This is a genomic window from Dapis hubbardiae BLCC-M172 (assembly GCF_050016015.1).
Taxonomy (GTDB): Bacteria; Cyanobacteriota; Cyanobacteriia; order Cyanobacteriales; family Microcoleaceae; genus Trichodesmium.
In genome coordinates, this window is the sequence record NZ_JBNHEQ010000071.1 from 4,593 (window position 1) to 26,097 (window position 21,505).

A 21,505-nucleotide genomic window follows, 5' to 3' on the forward strand; every position below is an offset into this window, starting at 1 on the left:
AAAATATTGAGACAGAAAATTTAACTGGGAATAGACAACAGGAAATAGAGGAAAATTCGGAAAGTTTACCTACAGAGTCAGGAGCAGATTTCCAGGAGAGTCAATTTAGCAAACTGGAGATCACTCAAAATATTAATTCAGAATTTTATCAACCTATCGGTACTTATGTAGGGCGGTTAATTTTACCGACTGCTGAGGAAAGGGAAAAAGTTAAAGGTGTCTTACTAGAAATTCATACAGCAGATTCGGCAAATCAACACCTCATCGGACAAATTGTAAATTTACGTTGGAGCGATAACCCTCAACTACAAACTTATGTTCAGCTTGTCACGACGAATGTGAATTTTGTCGAGCAGGTCAGGATAAGTAAGCGACAGGGAAATATTCATCCAGACCGAATAAATAATTGGCAAAATGTCGATCCTCTAGAATCTTTAGCAGGTGCCAGACCAGAAGATGATGTGATAGTAGCTTTACCTGAACCTGTAATAGTTGAAGATACTGGTGCAGGTCGCCCAAGTCTATATATTAGTCGCGAACCGATTCAAATTTCTGGTCGTTTTTATGGATTGGTAAAAATTCAAGAGTTTGTCGGCGACGATTTATTTCGGGTGTCTCACTATAACCGCAACTCTCAGGAATTTGATGGTATGGAGGAAATTGTTTATATTCCGTCCGTGGTTACTGACCGTAATGGTGTTTTGCCTTCTAGTAATGAAGGTTTAGAAAATTCTCCTGTAAATTCCAAAGGTTGGTATATTTATGGAGCCAAAAATGCCGTAGGTAAATTTGTCGTACAGGCGATCGCTCCTCGTGCTTTATTTTCTGTTCAACCTCAGACAATAATTTCTGGCAAAAAGGCAACTTTAGATTATATCAACTATAAATATTGGCAGAAGGAAGTCGCGCCGAAAGGTAATATAGCAAATATTTTCCTCGACCCTACTGAAAAACTAGAAGAGAGTGAAATTTCTGATGCTCCTATTTGGCAAGATGGGGAACGCGCTATTTTCATGCACGTTTATGGAGGTATTGGCGGGAAAAAACCAGAACTTTCACCCTTGGGAATATTTTTCGGTCATTTTGCTTTTGGTATTGCAAAGGTAGTCCGGGAACCCCTGACTAATGAACTTCGGTTTAATCTGGAATATCGACAAATCTACACTCATAACTGTGATGGAATTATTTCCGGTACCTTATCTTGGGCAAGATATATGGGCGATCGGCAATGGGGATGGTTAGGAGTTCGCCCTACTTCGGAGATTATTATTAAGTTCAAACCTATGACTGAAGATTATGATTTTAATGGTGTTAAATTTTCCCCACTTAATTATATAGTGCAAGAACTAGATGTAATGGCAGCTCGTTACCGAACAGGAGATGGTAGAGGTACTACTTCTGTCAGTCCGATAAATTCCTGTGTACAAGATTCTAGTCAGGCACTCTATACAGCTTTGAATCGGATGGTCGCCCAGTTAAAATCAAATCCCCTAATTATGAAATGGTTGAGGGAACATCCCGATGATGAACAAACTCAAAGATTTAAACAGTTGACTAACCTAGTCAAAACTTTGGAAAATCATTTAACACCTTTAGGAAAAGCACGAACAGACTGGCGTTATGAAGCAACAACTTTAGGAGGTTTCCCTGTAGAAACTCCCCTCGAAACTTTAGGGCAACTTGCAGCAAGTTGGCGATCGCTCCTACCTCGGTTTACTAACGACCAACTAGCAATGATTTTTCTCCAGTTTGGTGCTTCCTTGTCAATCTTGCGTACTAATCAAGTGGGAGGTTTTAACTCCAGTATTGAGGGGATTGTGCCTACTGATTTTGTTCTGTTTGTTCCGAGAGTGAATAGGAGTAGGGAGTAAGGGAGATGGGGAGATGGGGAGCGGGGGAGCGGGGGAGTAGGGGAGTAGGGGAGTAGGGGAGTAGGGGAGTAGGGGAATATTATTGAGCCATGACTCCTCAGCGATAGGATAACTAATTACTCACATTCTATATAATAAGCAACTACCAATGATTTTTCTCCAGTTTGGCGCTTCCTTATCAATCTTCTGTACTAATAGACATCTCCAATAATAAAAAATAAAATCAATTATCCCACTCTTATTCATCAATTTTTTCTCCCTACTCCCTACTCCCTCTTTTCTCGAGATGTCTAATTAATAACGCTCAACAACTCGACTAATTCTTCTTTCTTCTTTTTGGTATACCCTGGTATTTCCTGTTTTTTTGCCATTTTTTTCAAGTCTGTTACTGTCATACTATTCAAAATATTCCGGTCTGTTATTATTTCTGGTATTGGTTCGGGAGTCAGAAAAAATACTTCTTTTAAAGCGTTAACTTTCACCTTCGTAATTCCACATCCTAATTTTGTGATTGGTTCCAGGTTTTTCCAATATTGACGTGGTGCTTCATCAATACGGTTTGTTGCTTTTTCTATGTCAACTTGTTTAAGTTTGCTGTCTGGTTGTTCAATTAAGTATTGAAGTGCCGAGCTAATTTCATCTTTTGTGGCAGTAGAAAGATTTACTTTTTCTGGTTCGGGTATTGGTTGGGGAGTCAGAAAAAATACTTCTTTTAAAGCATTAACTTTAGCCGTCGTAATTCCACACCCTAATTTTGTGATTGGTTTAAAATCTTTCCAATATTGACGCGGAGCTTCATCAATCCGATTTGTAACTACTGGCAGTTTAACTCCTTTAAGTTTGCTATCTGGTTTTTCAATTAAGTATTGAAGAGCTGCTTTAATTTCATCTCTTGTGGCAGTAGAAAGATTGATTTGTGGTATTTTTTCCCCAGATAAAATTTTGCTGATTTTTTCAGTTTCTTCACTTTCATCAGCAATAATACACCAAACTTTTTCTAAACCAGCAGCTTTGGCTACAGCAAAAATAAAAGAATTACCAATTACTTTATATTGATCTTCTCCTACTTCTTTAATAATGACAGGTACCCAGTTTCTTCCGCCAGTTTCATTGAGGGTTTTTGCTGTTGCTGAAATTAAAAATTCTGGAGTATTTGTTCCATCTCCCGGTTCAATTTCATCAATGTATAAGTACATCAAGTTTCCCTGATCATTCAAACTACTCATAAAATAAAATACTCCTTTACCAAATCTCTATAGTAATCCTTAGCTACCTTATCTTTATAAACTGCAGGCATACGAGAAAAAGCAGAATTTGCAATGGAAACAGAACTAGATAATTCAAATATTTCTTTATTTTCATCACCTGGTATATATTTGGGATAAAAATAGGGTACAAGGTCAAATTTGTTTGAGTCTTCTTGAGCATCTTGAATCAGCTTATCAATAGCAGATTTGACAACGTTTTTTTGAGCACTGGTCATTTTCCTCTCTCCATTGAAGAAAATCGGTAAAGCTATTGGTCCACAGTCTTGGTATTTTCTTCTTGCTTCTTGAACTTCTGGTATATATTTTTTGATAGTTATAGCTGCATTTTCTAATGAATATATATTGTTATATTTTGTCGGTATTAAAACTACATCTGCAGCATAAATTGCACTCTGACTAAAAATTCTCCAGTTAGGAGAAGAATCAATCAAGATATAATCATAGCTATTTTTTAGCTTCTCCAATACTTGGTGCAATCGCGTAATCTTAATATTTTGACGCAAAGTTACTTCATCAAACCAAACAGGGTCTTCCTTCATAGAAATAACATCAAAACCAAATTTTTTTGCGCTTTTTTTTGATTTAATTCTGTAGGGATGAATGACATCTATAACATTAACATTTTTATCTACTAAGCAATCATCAAAGGTACGTTCACCTGGTTTAATTGCTAGATAATTTGTGAGGTCTCTTTGATTCGGGTCAAAATCAACAATCAAAACTTTTTTACCAGAAAGTGATAAGGCTGCTGCGGTATTAACTGTAGTTGTAGTTTTTCCTACCCCGCCTTTATTGTTATAAACTGCTACTGTTAATGCTTTCTTTGGTTTACTAATTTTGTCTTTAATTAAAGTAGCGATTTTGATGATATTTTCTGGATTAATTGCTAGACAAACTGTCGCCGGATGAATAACTTTTCCATGCTTCCTGAATAATTGGATATGATTAGCATTGGTAATTATTCCCCACTTCACTGCTTTACAGTTATCTGCTTCTAAATACCCTTTAATTTGTACAACTGTCTTTTTATAATCTGTCGAATCATGAGCTAAATTACGCTTCCTATTTTTCAATTCTACAAGAATATCTGGATTAGTTTTGGTTTGAGAAAATATGTCATTTTCCGTATTATGACGCAGAGCATGATCGACCGATTCATTACCCTTCCCTGTGGAAAAAGAAGGTACTCTTTCATTTACTTCAAAACCTAAAAAGTTAAATAATTCAGATGCAAAAATCTGATTGACTAGAGCTTCAGATGCGTCCTCTGGCAGATTTTTAGCCAAAGCATCTACTAGGGCTTGATTTTTCGCAGCATTATCCATCTGTCGTTTATTTTTGCTAACTCTAATTATCAGTTTATCACAACAGATATGCGAAAAAATATAAATTTTATCTACCTACTTACATCTATATATATTTGTATGCTCGACAAGCGGTAATCGGATTAAAATTTGTATCTACAAATTGCACCCGAGTGACTTACCTACACAGACGCATCCGCTTTCTGTGTAAGCTTCTGATGCCTTTTAAAGACGCTCAGAACTTCCTTAGAAACAGAAGCGGTTTTAGATTTAGCTATAACCACTTTGTTTTGACGGCGGTTTATAGTCGGGAACAAGTCCAGCCCGACTCGTTTCAGATTGATAGCAGCATTTATATCTCTATCAATTTTCAACTGTAATTCCTCATCAAAATATTCTCTGATACTGCAATCTATAAACACTATTTCATCTCGATAAGAAAGTAATTGAGATGTATAATTTGGTTTGCATTCTATCACTCTAGCGTTAGCTTTTTCGGCTACCTGACCTAGTATTTGAAAGAATTGATTAAATGCAGCATCTAACCAAGATTTATTTAACCCAGACTTGGACGATTGACCATTAGGTGAATAATTTCCATTTTCATCTTGTTTGGTTTTATTTCTGCGAGTTAATCCTACTAGATTTAACTTTTCTATGAAAAATACTTTTTTACCTGTACGAGTTAATTTGTAAGCTGTTTTATACTGAAAATCTTTACGATTTCTAACTATTTTTTGATGGATTTTTCCTTCGCGTTTTGCTAGCTTTCGTCTCGATTTACTGCCGTGTTTACGTTTGTTTTTGCGTTGAGATACTTTGGTTAGTTGATCTTGATTTGTTCTTAAAGGTTTGAGAGAAGGTAATTTATTTCCTTCTGATGTGGCTAAATAAATATCTTTGTCTAGGACAGCATCTAAACCTACTGAGTTTTCCCAAGTAGGCTGAATATTATCAGTTTTTAACTCAGGAATTGACTTATCCTCTAAGCTGAAATTTATCCACCAACCATCAGCTTTATTGATTAGTGAAACTTGTTTTATTTTACTTCCATCAGGTATTGGTCTGTGGGTTCTTACTCTGAACAAACCTATTTTAGGAATTGAAATATACAACCATTTACTATTAATTGATGAAAATTTTAACCAAGAATCATCAGCATTAGGAAAGTTCAATGAACGATATCTAGATTGACTTTTAAATCTTGGTTTACCACTACGATTACCTTTACTATCCCCTGCTACAAATCTAGAAAATGTTGCTTCTACTCTTTTACAGACATCTTGCAAAACTGTTGAATAAACTTGGGAAAAATCCAGATGCTCACCTGAGTGTTTGACTTCTACTATACCCTTTTTCAGTTCTGGTAATTGCTTTTTCTGATTATAATAATTTGGTTTGTCTTTTAATTCAGGTAAATGAGAAATTAGAGGACAAGCATTTATAGGACATCTGTTTTGCTCCCACCAGTTAAAACGTTCTCCTAACATCCTGTTATACCAATACCGACAAATTCTAAGCCAGTTGTTTAGTGTCAACTTCTGGCTAGTCTCTGGATATATACGATATTGGTAAGTATATTTCATAGGTGATAAAGTTTATAGGCGACAAAATTTGAATATACACTGATTAGAATTATTCAAAAAATGTCTTTGAGCAAGCTTAGACAAGAAAAATTTTTCCCTGTTCTCTACTATGTGCAAAAAGTCTATATCTTTTTCGGAGATGTCTAACATTATAGATATAGCAAACGGCGATCGCCTCTATTTAACCAAAGAGCGATCGCCTAATTTTATCAGAGAAAGAATTACTTAGTCGGCCACTCAGTATGGAAGAATTCACCACGAGGCTTATCAATACGCTCATAAGTGTGAGCGCCGAAATAATCCCGTTGAGCTTGAGTCAAGTTTTGAGGCAAAGTTCCACGACGATAACTATCGAAATAATCTAGAGAAGCACTAAAAGCAGGAACAGGTAATCCTAACTGACCAGCCAAACCAACAACTTCCCGCCAAGCATCTTGGCGATCGAGAATAGTCTGCTTAAACTCTGGCGCTAACAATAAATTAGGTAGACCAGGATTTTCATCAAAAGCCTTCTTAATCTTATTCAAAAATCCTGCTCTAATAATACAACCACCTTTCCAAATTCGCGCCGACTCACCCAAATTCAGATTGTAATTAAATTCCTTGGATGCAGCAGCCAACAATGCCATACCCTGAGCATAAGAACAAATCTTAGAACAATACAAAGCATCCCGTACTTTGTTAATCATAGCTTGGGCATCACCTTCGTACTTACCAGTCGGACCTGTCAATTCCTTAGCAGCAGCCACACGCTCATCCTTAATACCAGACATAATCCGAGCATTAACAGCAGCAGTAATAGTGGGAACAGCAACACCCAACTCTAAAGCATTAATTACCGTCCATCTACCTGTACCTTTTTGTCCGGCAGAGTCAACAATCATGTCAACTAAATGATTGCTAGTTTCAGTGTCTTTTTTAGTGAAGATATCTGCAGTAATTTCAATTAAGAAAGATTCCAACTCTGGAGTCTTATTCCACTCAGCAAAAATTTCATGGAGTTGTTCGTTGCTAATTCCTACAGCATTTTTCAACAAGTCGTAGGCTTCAGCAATTAACTGCATATCGCCATACTCAATGCCGTTATGTACCATTTTCACATAATGACCAGCACCTCCAGGACCGATGTAAGTAACACAAGGACCATCATCAACTTGAGCAGCGATTTTAGTTAAAATTGGTTCTAATTCTTTGTAAGAACCCTCTGTACCACCAGGCATTAAACTAGGTCCCCATAAAGCACCTTCTTCACCGCCACTAACTCCCATCCCCATGAAACCAAGTCCGGTAGATTCTAATTCTCTAGTGCGGCGTTCTGTATCTTCGTAGAGGGAGTTACCACCGTCGATAATCATATCATCTTTATCTAGGAGGGGTTTAAGTTGTTCGATGACTTTATCTACTGGTCCTCCTGCTTTTACCATGACCAGGATTCTACGAGGTCTTTCTAGGGATTGGACAAAATCTTCTAAAGTATAAGCAGCGTGTACATTTTTCCCTTGTGCCCGCTCTGCCATAAATTTATCAGTTTTGTCGCCACTGCGATTATATACAGAGATGGGGAAACCGTTACGTTCTACATTGAGGGCTAGGTTTTCTCCCATTACAGCTAGACCTATAACACCAAATTTTTGCTGTCCCATAATAATTTTTACTTCCCTGACTTTTTCTCTAATTTAAGTTACCGTTTTTAGATTACAGTTGTTTTTTTTTGACTGTTTCCAGTAAAGGTTTTTTTTAAGATTTCAAGTATAGGCTGATACAAATAAATTTACTTTTTAAGAGAGGGAAAAATTCTGTATAAATAAATTCAGCACTATTTTTGATTTTAGCAGTTTCAATTCTAAGTAAATTATTTAGATGTAGAGTGTGAATAAATTATGATATTTTACTATACATTAGAGATTAAGTTAATCATTGCAATAAGCTTCCTAGTTCAAATCAAAGGGGTAATTTATGGATGAATTAAAGTATCTTGCTAATTGGGTAAAAGAACAGCACGCTCAAGAATATATTTTGACTTGGTTATTGAATCAGCCTGGTCTTTGGTGGTCTGATGGAGAGGCATATCAGGCAGCTTTACAAAAGTCTGGGAAGTTGTTGAAGGAGTATGTTCAAAAAAACCAAAGTGGGGATTTATTTCAAGGTATTGCAGAAAAAATTATAGATGATGAAAGTTGGGATGAAGTGGCTGAGTCTCTGACAAGAATTATTTCGGTTTATCAAGATGAGTTAGTGAGATTACAGGATTATAGTCGGCGCAAAAATAATAAAAAGATTTTAAAAAAAAATCTGAATAGTGAAGATTTATCTGTTGAAGATCATGAAGAAATGGAAATACAACAGGCTTTGCCAGACCCATTTACTGATGCTTTAACAGGAGAGGAATAGGGAGAGGGGGAATTCAATAATTAATAATTAACAATTAACAATTAATAATTACTTCTTCTTTTTAATAAAAGGATTGGTTCAGAGGAACTTTGTTCTTTTTTTATCCTTGAACGGAGAGGCTTTAAACCTTAATTTTTCGGTAAGGGAGTGTGGGGAGATAGGGAGGTATGGAATATAAAAAAAGCACTTTTTGTTGAAATTTCATACTGAATAAAAGCGATGAATTATCCCGATAAAGGGCGTTGCACATTGACAAATTATTTTCAATTTTGGATTGATAATTTGGTACTTCCTAGAATACTTAATATTAGTTTTTTTGAGTCAAAGTTCAAATTAATTTTTACAGAATCATTCTGGATTGTGCAACGCCTGATAAAGAGTGGAGAGTTGGCGATAAGTAAACATTAAGAATAATTAACACTATCCTGGCTAATAATTATCAAAAAAGTTCCATGCGCTTGTGTTAGGAACGAAAACTAAATTAAGATTGGGAAATTCTGGTTTCTGCTACAGAAACCTCTAGAGTGTAATTAATTTTATCCGGTTTTATTTTCTCCTATTCTGTCTCCTGTATTCTGTCTCCTGACTCCTTATTTGAAATTATTGATGCCTTTTTTCTGCGGATAAAACTCTTAAAGCTGGAATATTTAATAATTTAATTGATTTACCATCTAGAGAAATTAGTTTTTGTTCGCTTAACTTACCAAAAACTCTGGAAATAGTTTCAGGAATAGTACCTAATGATGCAGCTAATTGACTTTTACTCATATCTAGTTCGACTTCTGATGGATCGGGAGAATTGTCGCTTAACTCTAATAAATAAACGGCTAATCTTCCTGGTACTTCTTTCAGTGATAAATCTTCAATTAATTTGACAAATAAGCGCAAATTTTTGGCAAAAGCTGACAACATATTAATCGCAATAGTCGGCTGACTTTCTAATAGTTTTAAAAATTCTTTTCTAGGAAAAAATAATAACTCAGTTTTTGTTAATGCTTCTGCTGAAGCAGGATAACATTTGCCATCAAAAGCTGGTACTTCAGCAAAATGTTCTCCCCTAGTAAATATGTGTAAAATTTGTTCTTTTCCTTCAGGAGAAAATTTAAAAACTTTGACTTTGCCAGAGAAAACAATAAAAAAGCCAACACCTGCTTCTCCTTCCCAAAAAATCGCTTCTTTGTTTTGATAAATTTGAAATTTAGCTATTTGGCTAACAGCCTGCAAATGTTCTGAGGGAAGATTATTAAACATTTGAGTATTAGCTATAAATTGACTAATTTGTGATATCTGCTCATTCATTGTTTATTTCAGAAAGTATAGCGCTACGCGCTAGGGAATAGGGAATAGGGAATAGGGAATAGGGAATTTTTAAAGGGTTTTCCTACGGAATGCTGCGCAAACAGGATTTAGAAATGTCCTAACCTTAATGCGTAGGGTTATATTAAGTAGATAGGTCATTTGAGCGCTCAGTTACCAGTTATCAGTACCTCCTATTGAAGCATCGGGATTGAAATACTAGGCGCGAATATTTTTTTCATTCCCTTGAAAGGGCGAGACCTTATTTTTTTGTCTAATTAAACCTAAAAAAAAATTGTAGGGGCGGGTTTAGCCAAAAGTATTATATAAGCGATTTAACCTTCAAAACCCGCCCGGCCTTAGTTGCATTTATTGATGCCCACCTACTTAAATCATCAATGGTATAGCAATCCTATTTTATTTGTGTATAAAAATCTTACCGCTTTTAGGTATGGAGGGAACAGGCAACAGGGAACAGGTCATTTCAGTTATCAGTTATCAGTTATCAGTGAACCTCCGACTGAAGTCGGAGGCTTGAAATACTGAATTAAATATTTTTTTCATCCCCTTAAAAGGGGAGGCTTTAGACCTCATTTTTTGGTAAAAGTTTCAGTTTTTTTATCTACTTTTTGATTACCCGCAACCTATGCGCGGATTGCTATAGATTTTAAATCGTTGAAATAATTCGATCTTTTCGCTAAATTTTACTATATAAAAAGTGTAATATTTCATATTTTACAAACAAGATATTTATGACATTCATTAATGGATAATGGATAATTACCTCTCCCTTTTAGGGCTATGCTTTACCCACATCTTTCTTAACATAAAGCTTGACCAAATCAACAAATTATGTTCATGCCTTTAACAGGCTTTTTCCAGAGAAAAAATGTATTGAAAAGTAAATTTATTTTGATAAGTTAAGTAGTTTTGCCTAGCTACTATGACTATTTCTCCCTTCTCCCCTGCTCCCTACTCCCCTGCTCCCCACAAGGGTTTCAAGAGTTATGGGTAATGGATAGCCTTTTAGGGAAAGGATTGACCAATAAGGAAAAAAAATTATTTTTTCCCCTTGAAATGGGAGGCTTTTCACCTAAATGATTTAATTAATAATTAATAATTATTAATTATTCGGTAAAAAAAATTAGAGCGTTTCTCAAGCTTATGAGGTACACCTATCTTTAATTTCTTTTCTATTTCTTATTTCCCTGTTCCCTGTTCCCTGTTCCCTATTCCCTGTTCCCTAAAACCTAGAATTTTGTACCTCACCAGCATGGGAATTGCTATATTAGTTAGAGACTGTTTGTAAAACAAGTATTAAGAGAGCTGAGAATGACTAAAATCTAAAATAGGTAAGACTTCAAGAGATTGAAATCTGGTAAATACCAGAGGTGGAAAGGTACATATATTCCTAGATTCTTAAGTTACAAATAGTTGTCTTGATTTCTTCCTTCCTCCATACCTGTTCCCTACCTCATTTTTATATTTCCTGATATATTCAATCTCTTATTAACTTGCATATAATTAGATTTTATTTCCTGGGAAAATAGATTTGAGTGTAAAGGGAGCAGAAAAAAGTCTTAACTTTTACTTGTAAAGCTATACGTCGTGATGTAGCATTAGTGAATTTTTGGAAATGCTTGATAGGAATTTCTACTTAAAAAAGATTTCTTAACTAAGTTTTAATAACAGCCATCATTTTTGAGAATTATCATAAAAATAGAAGTTCGCAGTTAAGTAAAATACAAAATTATTCATCAAACCCAAAAATTAAATTTACTAATTATTGACTTAAGTCAAAGACAAAATGTCTAGTCAGTAACTACAGTAAAAATATAACACTTCTTGCAGAAGTCAGGGAATAGGGAATAGGGGGGATGAAATTGTTGATTCTATATCTCTAATTGATTTAATTAAAACTTTTGCAAGAGTCTATACAGATAAAAACCTACCAGGAGAAAAATATTATGTCTATGTTTTGTGAACAATGTGAACAAACCGCCAGTGGGCAAGGTTGCCATCAATGGGGAGCTTGTGGCAAAAGTCCAGAATTGAACGCCGTACAAGATTTATTAGTTTACTGTCTACGGGGGTTGGCAGAAGTCAGACTCCAGGCAAAACAATTAAATATTCCTACTAGAGAAATAGATGTCTTTATCTGCGAGTCAATGTTTGCCACAATGACAAACGTTAACTTTAACAAAAAAAGCTTTGCTCAATATATCAAACAGGCGATCGCTCACCGGGAAAACTTGAAAACTCAGATTCCTGAAACTAAATTCTCTCCCGTAGCTAACTACGAACCAGACTATAGTGAAAGTTTATCTCTCCAAGGTGAAAATGTTTCCCTCAAATTTCTTGCTCAGTCTGATAGTAATGTTGATATATTCTCTCTCAAATTAACAGTTATCTATGGTATTAAAGGAGCAGCTTCCTACACATTCCACGCTATGGAATTGGGAGAAGAAGATGAAAAAATTTATGATTTTATTGCCGAAGCATTAGTGGCTCTAGATAACCAAGACCTAACTCTTGACGACTGGGTAAACCTAGCGTTGAAAGTAGGAGAAATTAATCTCACAGCAATGGAATTGTTAGACGCAGGTCATACAAAAACCTACGGTCATCCTGTACCGACCACCGTACCGTTGCACCCCCGGAAAGGAAAAGCAATATTAGTTTCTGGTCACGATATTCGACAACTTGCAGCAATTTTAAAACAAACTGCTAATACTGATATTACCATCTATACTCATGGCGAACTTTTGCCTTCCCACGGTTATCCGCTTTTGAAACAACAATATCCCCACTTCTACGGTCATTATGGTACTGCTTGGCAAAATCAGACTAAAGATTTTGCTAAATTCCCAGGTCCGATAGTTGTCACAACAAATTGTTTGATGCCACCCCACGAAAATTATGAGGATAAATTATTTAGTATCGGTCCGGTGGGATATCCGGGAATGACTCATTTAGATCCAACAGCAGACGGTACGCCAGATTTTTCTCCTGTTATTGAAAAAGCGTTGTCGATGCCTGGATTTACTGAGGATGGAGAACCGAAACAGGTAATGGTTGGTTTTGCCCGAAATACGGTTTTGAATGTTGCTGATACTGTGGTTGATGCGGTCAAGCAAGGGAAAATTCGTCATTTCTTTTTAGTGGGAGGTTGCGATGGAGCGAAACCAGACCGGAATTATTATACAGAGTTTGTGGAGAAGGTGCCGGAAGATTGTGTGGTTTTGACACTTGCTTGTGGTAAGTTCCGCTTTTTTGACAAAGAGATGGGTTTAATTGGAGAAATTCCTCGGTTGATGGATGTTGGTCAGTGTAATGATGCTTATTCAGCAATTCAAATTGCTTTAGGTTTGGCAAAAGCTTTTGATGTGGGTGTGAATGAGTTACCCTTGTCAATGATTTTGTCTTGGTATGAGCAAAAAGCAGTGGCAGTTTTGTTGACCTTATTGTATTTGGGAATTAAAGATATTCGCTTAGGTCCGACTTTACCTGCATTTATTTCGCCCAATGTTTTTGAGTTGTTGCAGCAAAACTATAATTTACAGGCGATCGCTACTCCGGATGAAGATTTAGCAGCTTGTTTGGGTGGTGGTTGAGATGAATTAGGTTATAGAAACCATCTGATATTTTTGAGCTTCTCCCACTATTCTTGAAATCTTGACATTGAGCTAATGGAAAAATTGTCAAATACCTAAAGATATTATTAGTGGGACTTAAACAACTTAATAAGCAAAATTAGACCATAATGTTTATAAACCAAGAATTTTACCTCGAAGCTGTCTGAAGTTAAGTGAAAATATGAATGTATTTACTTCTTATAAAGAGAGGTTAGGTTATATTTGAGCTTAAAAATTGTTTAAGTTCCATTGATTTTGATAAAAAATATCTTATCTTTAAGAGAATACTAATATTCAAAAATAATTTATAGAAGATTCCTGTTTGGGTAGCATTTTCTGAGAAAGATTAGTCTAGATAGGCAAATTACTTTCGATGTGATAAAACTGTTTGTTTAAAATTCCGTAAAAATACCCTTAGGTATTAAGTGTTCATACATTTTTGAAGTAAAATCTTCGTTTGTATATTTGAGGGTATTTTATTAGTATTTTTTGTGTAATTACTACTATTGCGATGAAAGACTATTGATAAAAGATATTATGACTAATTTTAGTTCAATTCAACAGAAGGAATTTTTTTGAAGGTAACTTTTTACTATGGAATTTATTATTATAATACTAATAATTATTGCAGTAATATTTATTATAGGAATTTGTGTTGGTGCAGGAGGAACATACACAGTACTTAAGTGGAAACATATTTTAATTGCATTGAAGGGTAAAAAACTTGCTGTTTTAGGATCTCGAGGAACTGGTAAAACAACATTATTAGATTATCTCACTCAAGGAATACAAAGTAAAGAATATGAGCTGACTTACTATGAACCAACTAATGAAAGACGTTTTATGCTTGATGAAAATACATGGATTTCCCTAAAAAAAAGCGCTGATGTAGGTGGAGATACGGCTTCTCACAGTACTTGGCAAACCCTATTTAAGGAATCTGATTTAGTTTTTTATCTAGTTCGAGCCGATCTTCTAATTAAAAAGGATTGGGATACACAAATTCGTGTTGAAACAGATCTAAGTTTAATTCAAAATTGGTGGCAAAGTTATGAGTCTCAAAACAAAAAAAAAATATTTAAAATATTTAATAAAAAGAAAAAAAAGTTGTTAATTATTTGCACTTTTTGCGATCAAGTCGATCAACTGCAAAGATATATACAAAGAGATATACCTTGTATGATAGATAATGATAAGCTTCGTAAAAATTTTTCACCCCTACATAAATATAGTACAGGAATTAAAGTTGTTTTGGGTAGCCTTTCAACCAAAGATAATACAAAAAGGCTTGTTGAATTAGTTTTTAAGAGTATTTTAAAATGATTAAACTAGAACATTCTTTTCAACCTCTCGATAATAAAACACCCAATATTATTGAGATAAATAAACAATGCCTCGATCATTCTGTGCCATCTGACCAGGAAAAAAGACAGAAATTTATGTCCAAGATTTCTAGAGTTGTACAAGCTGGCAAGAAGGAACAAAATTATCTATCAAATATAGTTATCTATTACACAAATCGTGAATTTCTAATTAAAACTATTCCCAAAGAAAAAGATGTCCTTAATCGGATTGCACCCATTATAAGTTATGGAGAATTTCCAGAGCATGAGTTAGAAGAAATAGATTGGGTTGACAAAGTGGTAAACGATATTGAAAGATTTGCTTCTGATAATCATTTAACTTTCAATAATAAGAACGATCTACTAGAAAAGACTAAATTGTCTTTAACTGATGTTTGGAAGAAAAAAAAAGAGACGTTCCAAAAGATAGATTTAATTTGTCGTCTATTCTTGGCGGTAATACTTCCCCTAGCTCTAATTTATATCCTTCTTCACACTCCTCAAACAGCTCAAGAACGAATACCCAAACTAATCCGCAACTGGTTTCTGGAAATACAAATTCTACAGCCTGTCCAGGACAAGACTCCCCCTCCATCAGTAATGCAGATAGCGTTATTCATTTCCCTGAACAATGCACTGATGATATCTCTAGCAAAAATCAAGGTATCGAAATTAATTCGCTAGTCACAGAAACTCAAGTCAAGAATAAAAACATGGATACAAATAATTATCTTCCCGAAGAGCCAGAAAAACGTAGAGTTATTATGGTTCTTTCTCGTCAAGAATTAAGTCAACTAGAAATTGATGCAGAATCAGACAACTCAGCCCGTGAACTACTCTTAAATAGACAAGTTTCTTTACTTGATGATTCAGCAAAAGATGATAGTTCTCTTATTAAAAAACTTAGAAATAGTGGACTTCTAAATCCAGGAACTATCTTAATTCAAAGTCCTTACGATCCTTCAGATTATGCAGAAGTTTCAAACGCATCTTATAGTTTTGCTCAAGCTAAGTGTATTAATTTTACTAACCTTTGTGGTCTTTTAGGTGCAAAGAAAATTACTGTGGAACACATGGAAATGAAAAGTTTCGATAAGAAAACCAAGGTTGCTGCTAAAGCTGATACTTCTGGTGGTGGGGCTAATGTTGAAGTTGAAAGTTATGCTCGGGATAAAATGGAAAAAGCAATAATGATTGAAGAGGAATACGATCCCTCAGAGCCAAATATTGAAGAAGCTAGAAGTTTTTTGATGGAGAATCAATGGCTTAGTGATGCTCATATGAAAGGTCTTATTTTTAAAAGAGAAAAAGGAATTAGAATCAAAAAACACAAATTTGTATTAAGTCTCACTGAAGAATCTCAGAAAAATCTAAAAGTAGCATTTTCTTTAAACCTTCCCCAAAACCCAAGTATTCCAATAGTTGGAAAATTGAATGCAAATCTTGAGCAAACAAAAAAAGAGACGTTCGATTTCTCCCTAGAAATTAATGTAGAGTTTTGGTAAATGGTTATAGCTTTTCTACAATTACTCCTTGTTCCTTTGTAGAAACATATTGGGTTAAGAGTAAGTTTAGCTATAAACATGATAATTTGATCTTGGTATTAACTTAAGATTTCAGAAGTGGGGGGAAGGAATACAAGAGAAAGGTTAAAGAATGCTCCCCTACTCCCCTACTCCCCCGCTCCCCTACTCCTTAAAAAAGACTTTTGAGCGCAAACCCTAATTAAAACTTAGTACCACATTCAGGACAGAAATTATTAGTAGCAACACTTTCGTATCCACAATTGCTACAAGTAATTGACTCCACCGCTTGCTCAAGCTGTTTCCGAATAGGCAAACCCTCCATTTGAGCATTACTCTTACCAGGAGGAATCATTGGATAACAATTTTCATCCTTAGTTACACGAGCATCCATTAAAACAGGTCCGTCATAAGCTAACATTTGAGCGATCGCCTCTTTCAACTCATCCCGACGAGAAATCATCATCCCCTTCACCCCATAAGCTTCAGCCAACTTAACAAAATCTGGCATTCCCACTTCCATATTAGAAGAAGAATAACGCTCGCCAAAAAATGCCTGTTGCCACTGACGCACCATACCCTGCCAACCATTATTAATAATCACAGTTTTAACATTAATACCATAATGCGCCAGAGTACCCAACTCCTGAATATTCATTTGAATACTAGCATCACCAGCAATACAAATCACCTGTCGGTTTGGCAGTGCCACTTTTGCACCCATAGCAGCAGGCATCCCATAACCCATAGTACCCAAACCTGCACTAGAAAGCCATTGGCGAGGACCATTTTTCAGAAATTGAGCTGCCCACATTTGATGCTGACCAACATCAGTAGTATAGTAAGCATCTGGAGCCATTTTCCCAACTTCATTAATCACCTCTTGAGGTGACATACTATCTGGATGTTCGGGAGCGACTAATGGATAATCTTCTTTCCAACGATTAATTCGTTCTAACCAAGGTTGGGTTTGATTAGAATTAGCTGGATCGCCCATCTCCCGACAACGACGTAACATATCGATCAAAACTTGACGTACATCTCCCACGATCGGAACATCAGGAGTTCGGTTTTTACCTACCTCTGCGGGGTCAATATCAATATGAATTACTTTAGCGTTACAAGCAAATTCATCTAACTTTCCTGTTACTCGGTCATCAAAACGAGAACCAACAGCAATTAATAAGTCACATTCACTCACAGCAAAGTTAGCATAAGCAGTGCCGTGCATTCCTAACATTCCCACTGAAAGGGGATGATGTTCATTAAAAGCACCTTTCCCCATCAAAGTAGTAGTGGCAGGAACATTAAAATGTTCTGCTAATTCTTGAATTTCTGCATGAGCATCAGCAGAAATTGCACCACCACCTATATACAATAAAGGACGACGTGCTTCTCGGATTAAATTAACTGCTTGGTTAATCTGACGAGGATTACCTTTAATAGTAGGACGATATCCAGGTAGTCTGATAGAAGCAGGTTCAACTGGTTCATAGTCAAATTCTTCCAATCCTACATCTTTGGGTATGTCAATCAAGACTGGACCTGGACGACCTGTACTAGCAATATGGAATGCTTCTGCAACAATTCTGGCCATATCCCTTGGGTCTCGAACCACATAAGAATGTTTGACTATGGGTAGGGTAATGCCGTAGATGTCTGTTTCTTGGAAAGCATCAGTACCAATCATTGGTCGGCCTACTTGCCCTGTAACTACAACCATGGGAATTGAGTCCATCTGAGCAGTAGCAATACCTGTGACTAGGTTTGTTGCTCCTGGACCCGATGTGGCAAAACATACACCTACTTTACCAGTAGCACGGGCATATCCATCAGCAGCATGGGCAGCTCCTTGTTCGTGTCTGACTAGGATATGTTCTAGGTCCCCGGCAGCTTCTACTCGGTAGAGTTCGTCGTAAATTGGCAAAATTGCACCGCCTGGGTAGCCAAATATGTGTTTGACTCCATGACGTTTAAGACTATCCATTAGTGCAAAAGCACCGGTGGCTCGTTTGAGGGTTACTTTACTTTGTAACTGCACTGGTAGTTCCTCTCTAGATACTATTATTTATAATTAAATCTATAATTGTAACTAAAAATGTAATGTAATAGAGAGTATGTTTAGGATAATTTCTAGAAAACTTTAAGATTCTCTAAAGGTTAAAGGTCTGATTTTTTTGGCATTTCCAAGCTAAAACCCATTGAGGTTTTATATTCTCTGTTCCTCTTTCCCACACCAGGTATTCTTAGTCCCAAATATATAGTTTAAATGCTCAACAGGTTAAGATTTTTGCAGCCTATTAAAAAGCCTTCTGAATAAATGTATATTTATTGACAAACAAGGCCCACTTGGCGGTGATATTAAAGGATGGCATCCTAATAAACGAGTAGACTTAACTAGCTATCAGCTTTTAGCACTTAGCTAGCCTCCTGGTGGAGGAACTGCGTTAACAGCTTCAGCGGAGTTCTGGGTAAAAATTCCCAGAACCCCAAAGGCAGGATTGTTTAGGAGGGCTTGAAATTCCTTTCTAAACTTAAAAAAAATAATCTTGCTGACTGCTGAGAGCTGACTGCTGACTGCTGAGAGCTGACTGCTGACCGCTTTTTTAAAACTTATAGTGTAAGGAGTGAATAACTTGAAAAAAGTAGAAGCTATTATTCGGCCTTTTAAATTAGACGAGGTGAAAATTGCCCTTGTCAATGCTGGTATTGTGGGTATGACTGTTTCTGAAGTCAGAGGGTTTGGACGTCAGAAGGGGCAAACTGAAAGATACCGGGGTTCTGAATATACGGTTGAATTTTTGCAGAAGCTAAAGATTGAAATCGTAGTTGAGGATGACCAGGTAGATATGGTTGTTGATAAGATTATTAGTGCTTCCCGTACAGGAGAGATCGGCGATGGTAAGATTTTCATTGCTCCGGTAGATAAAATTGTCCGAATTCGGACAGGGGAAAGTAATATGGAGGCAATTTAGTTCTAGGGGTAGATTTTATCTTATGTGTTAGGTAATAGGTAATCCTTCACTTTTTATTAGTAAGATGGTAAGGGAAAGATTAATTTTTTTCATACCTAAAACCTAACACTTTCTTTTATATTAGAGGGAGTAGGGAGTAGGGAGTAGGGAGTAGGGAGTAGGGAGTAGGGAGTAGGGGAAAATAATTGATGTATAAGAGTACGATAATTGATTTGATTTTTTATTATTGGAGATATATATTAGTAGCTGTTAGTTTTGGCTTTAAATTTACTTTTATTGTTGAGTCATAATAAATAGGGCGATCGCCTTTATTTTTTTAGTATAAAAATTTTGTTGAGAACTTAACCGTAAGTTTCCTAACATAAGTAAAAAGCAACAAATTAATCAATTATCAACTGTCTAAATATCTAAGTTAAATTTCAACTGATTACCTTGGATTTCTTTTTGTTTTTCCGCAGATTTCAACACTTCATAACTCAGCTTAATATCTAATCGTTTTTTCTCTTCTAAAATTTCTTGGATAGTTACTATGGAAATTTTATCTAGACTTTGACTCATAAATTGACTTTGATAGATTCCTGCTGTTTTAGCAGTTTTTATCATTGCCTTAGTTGGAGATTTTAAAGTAATAAAAATACCCATAGCTGCTCCTTCTAAAGTCATAGTTCCTTGCAAGTCACGAATATCTCCAGATTTAATATTTCCAGATTTTACCTGCAAAATAATTTTCTCAGGTTCCTCTTTATCTCCTCGAAAATAAACCACACCATCAATACCTCTATCTGCTCCTTTTTTTTGATTAACTATGGCGCGGTTATTTGTGTAAGTAAGTACCGCCCATTTTTCAAATTATTTGAGAGTCCGGTCGTCTTTTTTATTAGCTAATGCGATAGCTGAATCGATATCTTTAGGGATACCATTTAATTCTATTTCTGTTAAAACACCTTCACAAAAACTATCTTCAAGACGTTTAAGAATTAAACTAATACTCTGATAAGTAATATCAATTCCTATCCATTTCCGGTCAAGACGTTGTGAAACCGCAACAGTAGTTCCACAACCACAATAAGCATCTAAAATTACATCCCCTTTATCGCTACTAGCTTGAATAATACGTTCTAATAAAACCTCTGGTTTTTGTGTAGGATAACCAAGACGTTCTTTTGCTTGTGAATTAAGACTTTGTATGTCTGTCCAAACATTATCTAGAATAATACCTTTTCCTTCGTGAAGGTAATTTTTAATTCTGGGAGTTCCTTTTCTAGTATACTCTATACGATTTTCTGAAATCAGTTTTTTTAACCTTTCCTCTGAGTATGTTTTCAAATTATCCAAATAATATAAACCTCTTTCATCTTGTTTATTGTACCTTGCTTTATATTTTTCTGAGTATTCCGTAAAAATCTTGTTAAAAATATAACTTTCAGACTTGGTATAAAAAAGTATTATATCGGCATTTGATGGAAATTTATTAGCGATGGATTTACTACTACCAGCATTTGTAGTTCGTTTCCAAATAATTTCATTTTGAAAATTTCCACCTTGAGGGCAAAAAACTGCATCTAATACTAATTTTAAATAGTGACTCGCTGTGGGGTCGCAATGGAAATAAAAACTACCTGTTGGTTTTAAAACTCGATAAATTTCTGCCACTCGTAGAGTCATACTAATCAAATAAGCAAGTAAACTATCTTTGCCTAAAACTTTTGTTAAACCAGAAATTAAATCTATACTTTGAGAAGTAAAATGTCCTAAATAGTTTTCCAGAATTTCTGCTAACCCTTGATTAGCAAAATCATCCCAAGTCCAAGTATCAATAAAAGCCTGTGCTTGTGCCCTATCTTCCCGACCAACATTATTATAAATTTGATTATAATTACGCTTAGAATTAAACGGCGGGTCTATATAACATAAATCCACAGATTCATCTTTAATATGTCTGCGTAAAACCTCTAAATTATCACCGTAAAAAAGTTTATTTAGCATCTGAATAATTCTCCTCTCTGTAAATCACATATTACCAATAATAAATGTTAGACTATCAACTTAAACAATAACTCAAGTGATTTTGGGCAATAAATATTTTAATACTTAAATTACCAGCCTATTGCTATTAAACTTTTTTTCAAACTTCCGACTTCAGAAGTCTGTACTAATAACTAATAACTGATAACTGAATATGTCTGCGTAAAACCTCTAAATTATCCCCAGAAAAAAGTTGGTTTAACATCTGAATAATTTTCCTCTTTGTCAATCATATATTACCAATAATAAATGTTAGACTATCAACTTAAACAATAACTCAAGTGATTT

At 35.4% G+C, this 21,505-nt stretch carries 14 protein-coding genes and 1 pseudogene; 7 read left to right on the plus strand and 8 right to left on the minus strand.

The window, feature by feature from the left end; translation table 11 throughout:
- Positions 1 to 1,871 (plus strand): annotated as a pseudogene (locus tag ACP6PK_RS07300) (peptidase); the annotation flags it as partial.
- Positions 1,872 to 2,161: 290 nt separating this feature from the next.
- On the opposite strand, the gene ACP6PK_RS07305 reads toward ACP6PK_RS07300, so the two are convergent.
- The 4 genes from ACP6PK_RS07305 to gnd form a co-directional block, all read right to left on the minus strand.
- Entirely contained in the window at positions 2,162 to 3,097 is a 936-nt protein-coding gene (locus ACP6PK_RS07305) for a Rho termination factor N-terminal domain-containing protein (RefSeq protein ID WP_426559050.1), read from the minus strand.
- Complete coding sequence (locus ACP6PK_RS07310) at positions 3,094 to 4,464, minus strand: ParA family protein (RefSeq protein WP_426559051.1); 1,371 nt, start codon at positions 4,462 to 4,464, stop codon at positions 3,094 to 3,096. Before ACP6PK_RS07310 ends, ACP6PK_RS07305 begins: the two co-directional genes overlap by 4 nt.
- 161 nt (positions 4,465 to 4,625) lie before the next feature.
- On the minus strand, positions 4,626 to 6,029 hold the full coding sequence (locus ACP6PK_RS07315) for an RNA-guided endonuclease InsQ/TnpB family protein (protein ID WP_094673382.1): 1,404 nt from the start codon (positions 6,027 to 6,029) through the stop codon (positions 4,626 to 4,628).
- A 221-nt stretch (positions 6,030 to 6,250) separates the two neighbouring features.
- Complete coding sequence (gene gnd, locus ACP6PK_RS07320) at positions 6,251 to 7,672, minus strand: decarboxylating NADP(+)-dependent phosphogluconate dehydrogenase (protein ID WP_426559052.1); 1,422 nt, start codon at positions 7,670 to 7,672, stop codon at positions 6,251 to 6,253.
- Between the two features lie 313 nt (positions 7,673 to 7,985).
- On the opposite strand from gnd, the gene ACP6PK_RS07325 reads away from it, so the two are divergent.
- On the plus strand, positions 7,986 to 8,420 hold the full coding sequence (locus ACP6PK_RS07325; RefSeq protein WP_426559053.1) for a hypothetical protein: 435 nt from the start codon (positions 7,986 to 7,988) through the stop codon (positions 8,418 to 8,420).
- Between the two features lie 600 nt (positions 8,421 to 9,020).
- On the opposite strand, the gene ACP6PK_RS07330 is transcribed toward ACP6PK_RS07325, so the two are convergent.
- Positions 9,021 to 9,719 (minus strand): Crp/Fnr family transcriptional regulator, encoded by a 699-nt coding sequence (locus ACP6PK_RS07330; RefSeq protein WP_426559054.1) that lies wholly within the window; start codon positions 9,717 to 9,719, stop codon positions 9,021 to 9,023.
- A 1,970-nt stretch (positions 9,720 to 11,689) separates the two neighbouring features.
- Between ACP6PK_RS07330 and hcp the strand changes: the two genes are divergently transcribed.
- The 4 genes from hcp (at position 11,690) to ACP6PK_RS07350 (ending at position 16,199) form a co-directional block, all read left to right on the plus strand.
- Positions 11,690 to 13,330 (plus strand): hydroxylamine reductase, encoded by a 1,641-nt coding sequence (hcp, locus tag ACP6PK_RS07335; RefSeq protein ID WP_426559077.1) that lies wholly within the window; start codon positions 11,690 to 11,692, stop codon positions 13,328 to 13,330.
- Positions 13,331 to 13,945: 615 nt separating this feature from the next.
- Positions 13,946 to 14,674 carry a P-loop NTPase family protein gene (locus ACP6PK_RS07340; RefSeq protein WP_426559055.1) on the plus strand — a complete coding sequence of 243 codons (729 nt, stop codon included), beginning with the start codon at positions 13,946 to 13,948 and terminating at the stop codon, positions 14,672 to 14,674.
- On the plus strand, positions 14,671 to 15,378 hold the full coding sequence (locus ACP6PK_RS07345) for a hypothetical protein (protein ID WP_426559056.1): 708 nt from the start codon (positions 14,671 to 14,673) through the stop codon (positions 15,376 to 15,378). Before ACP6PK_RS07340 ends, ACP6PK_RS07345 begins: the two co-directional genes overlap by 4 nt.
- Before the next feature lie 29 nt (positions 15,379 to 15,407).
- Positions 15,408 to 16,199 carry a hypothetical protein gene (locus ACP6PK_RS07350; protein WP_426559057.1) on the plus strand — a complete coding sequence of 264 codons (792 nt, stop codon included), beginning with the start codon at positions 15,408 to 15,410 and terminating at the stop codon, positions 16,197 to 16,199.
- Between the two features lie 220 nt (positions 16,200 to 16,419).
- Here the strand turns inward: ACP6PK_RS07350 and ilvB are convergent, their stop codons facing one another.
- On the minus strand, positions 16,420 to 18,258 hold the full coding sequence (ilvB, locus tag ACP6PK_RS07355; protein WP_426559058.1) for a biosynthetic-type acetolactate synthase large subunit: 1,839 nt from the start codon (positions 18,256 to 18,258) through the stop codon (positions 16,420 to 16,422).
- 595 nt (positions 18,259 to 18,853) lie between these two features.
- Between ilvB and ACP6PK_RS07360 the strand changes: the two genes are divergently transcribed.
- Positions 18,854 to 19,192, plus strand: a complete 339-nt coding sequence (locus tag ACP6PK_RS07360) for a P-II family nitrogen regulator (protein ID WP_094675895.1) — start codon at positions 18,854 to 18,856, stop codon at positions 19,190 to 19,192.
- 399 nt (positions 19,193 to 19,591) lie between these two features.
- On the opposite strand, the gene ACP6PK_RS07365 is transcribed toward ACP6PK_RS07360, so the two are convergent.
- Both ACP6PK_RS07365 and ACP6PK_RS07370 read right to left on the minus strand, forming a co-directional pair.
- Positions 19,592 to 19,999 carry a restriction endonuclease gene (locus tag ACP6PK_RS07365; RefSeq protein WP_426559078.1) on the minus strand — a complete coding sequence of 136 codons (408 nt, stop codon included), beginning with the start codon at positions 19,997 to 19,999 and terminating at the stop codon, positions 19,592 to 19,594.
- Positions 20,000 to 20,041: 42 nt separating this feature from the next.
- The gene (locus ACP6PK_RS07370; RefSeq protein WP_426559059.1) at positions 20,042 to 21,178 is read right to left on the minus strand and encodes a DNA methyltransferase; all 1,137 of its coding nucleotides are present in this window, start codon (positions 21,176 to 21,178) and stop codon (positions 20,042 to 20,044) included.
- Between the last annotated feature and the right edge of the window lie 327 nt (positions 21,179 to 21,505).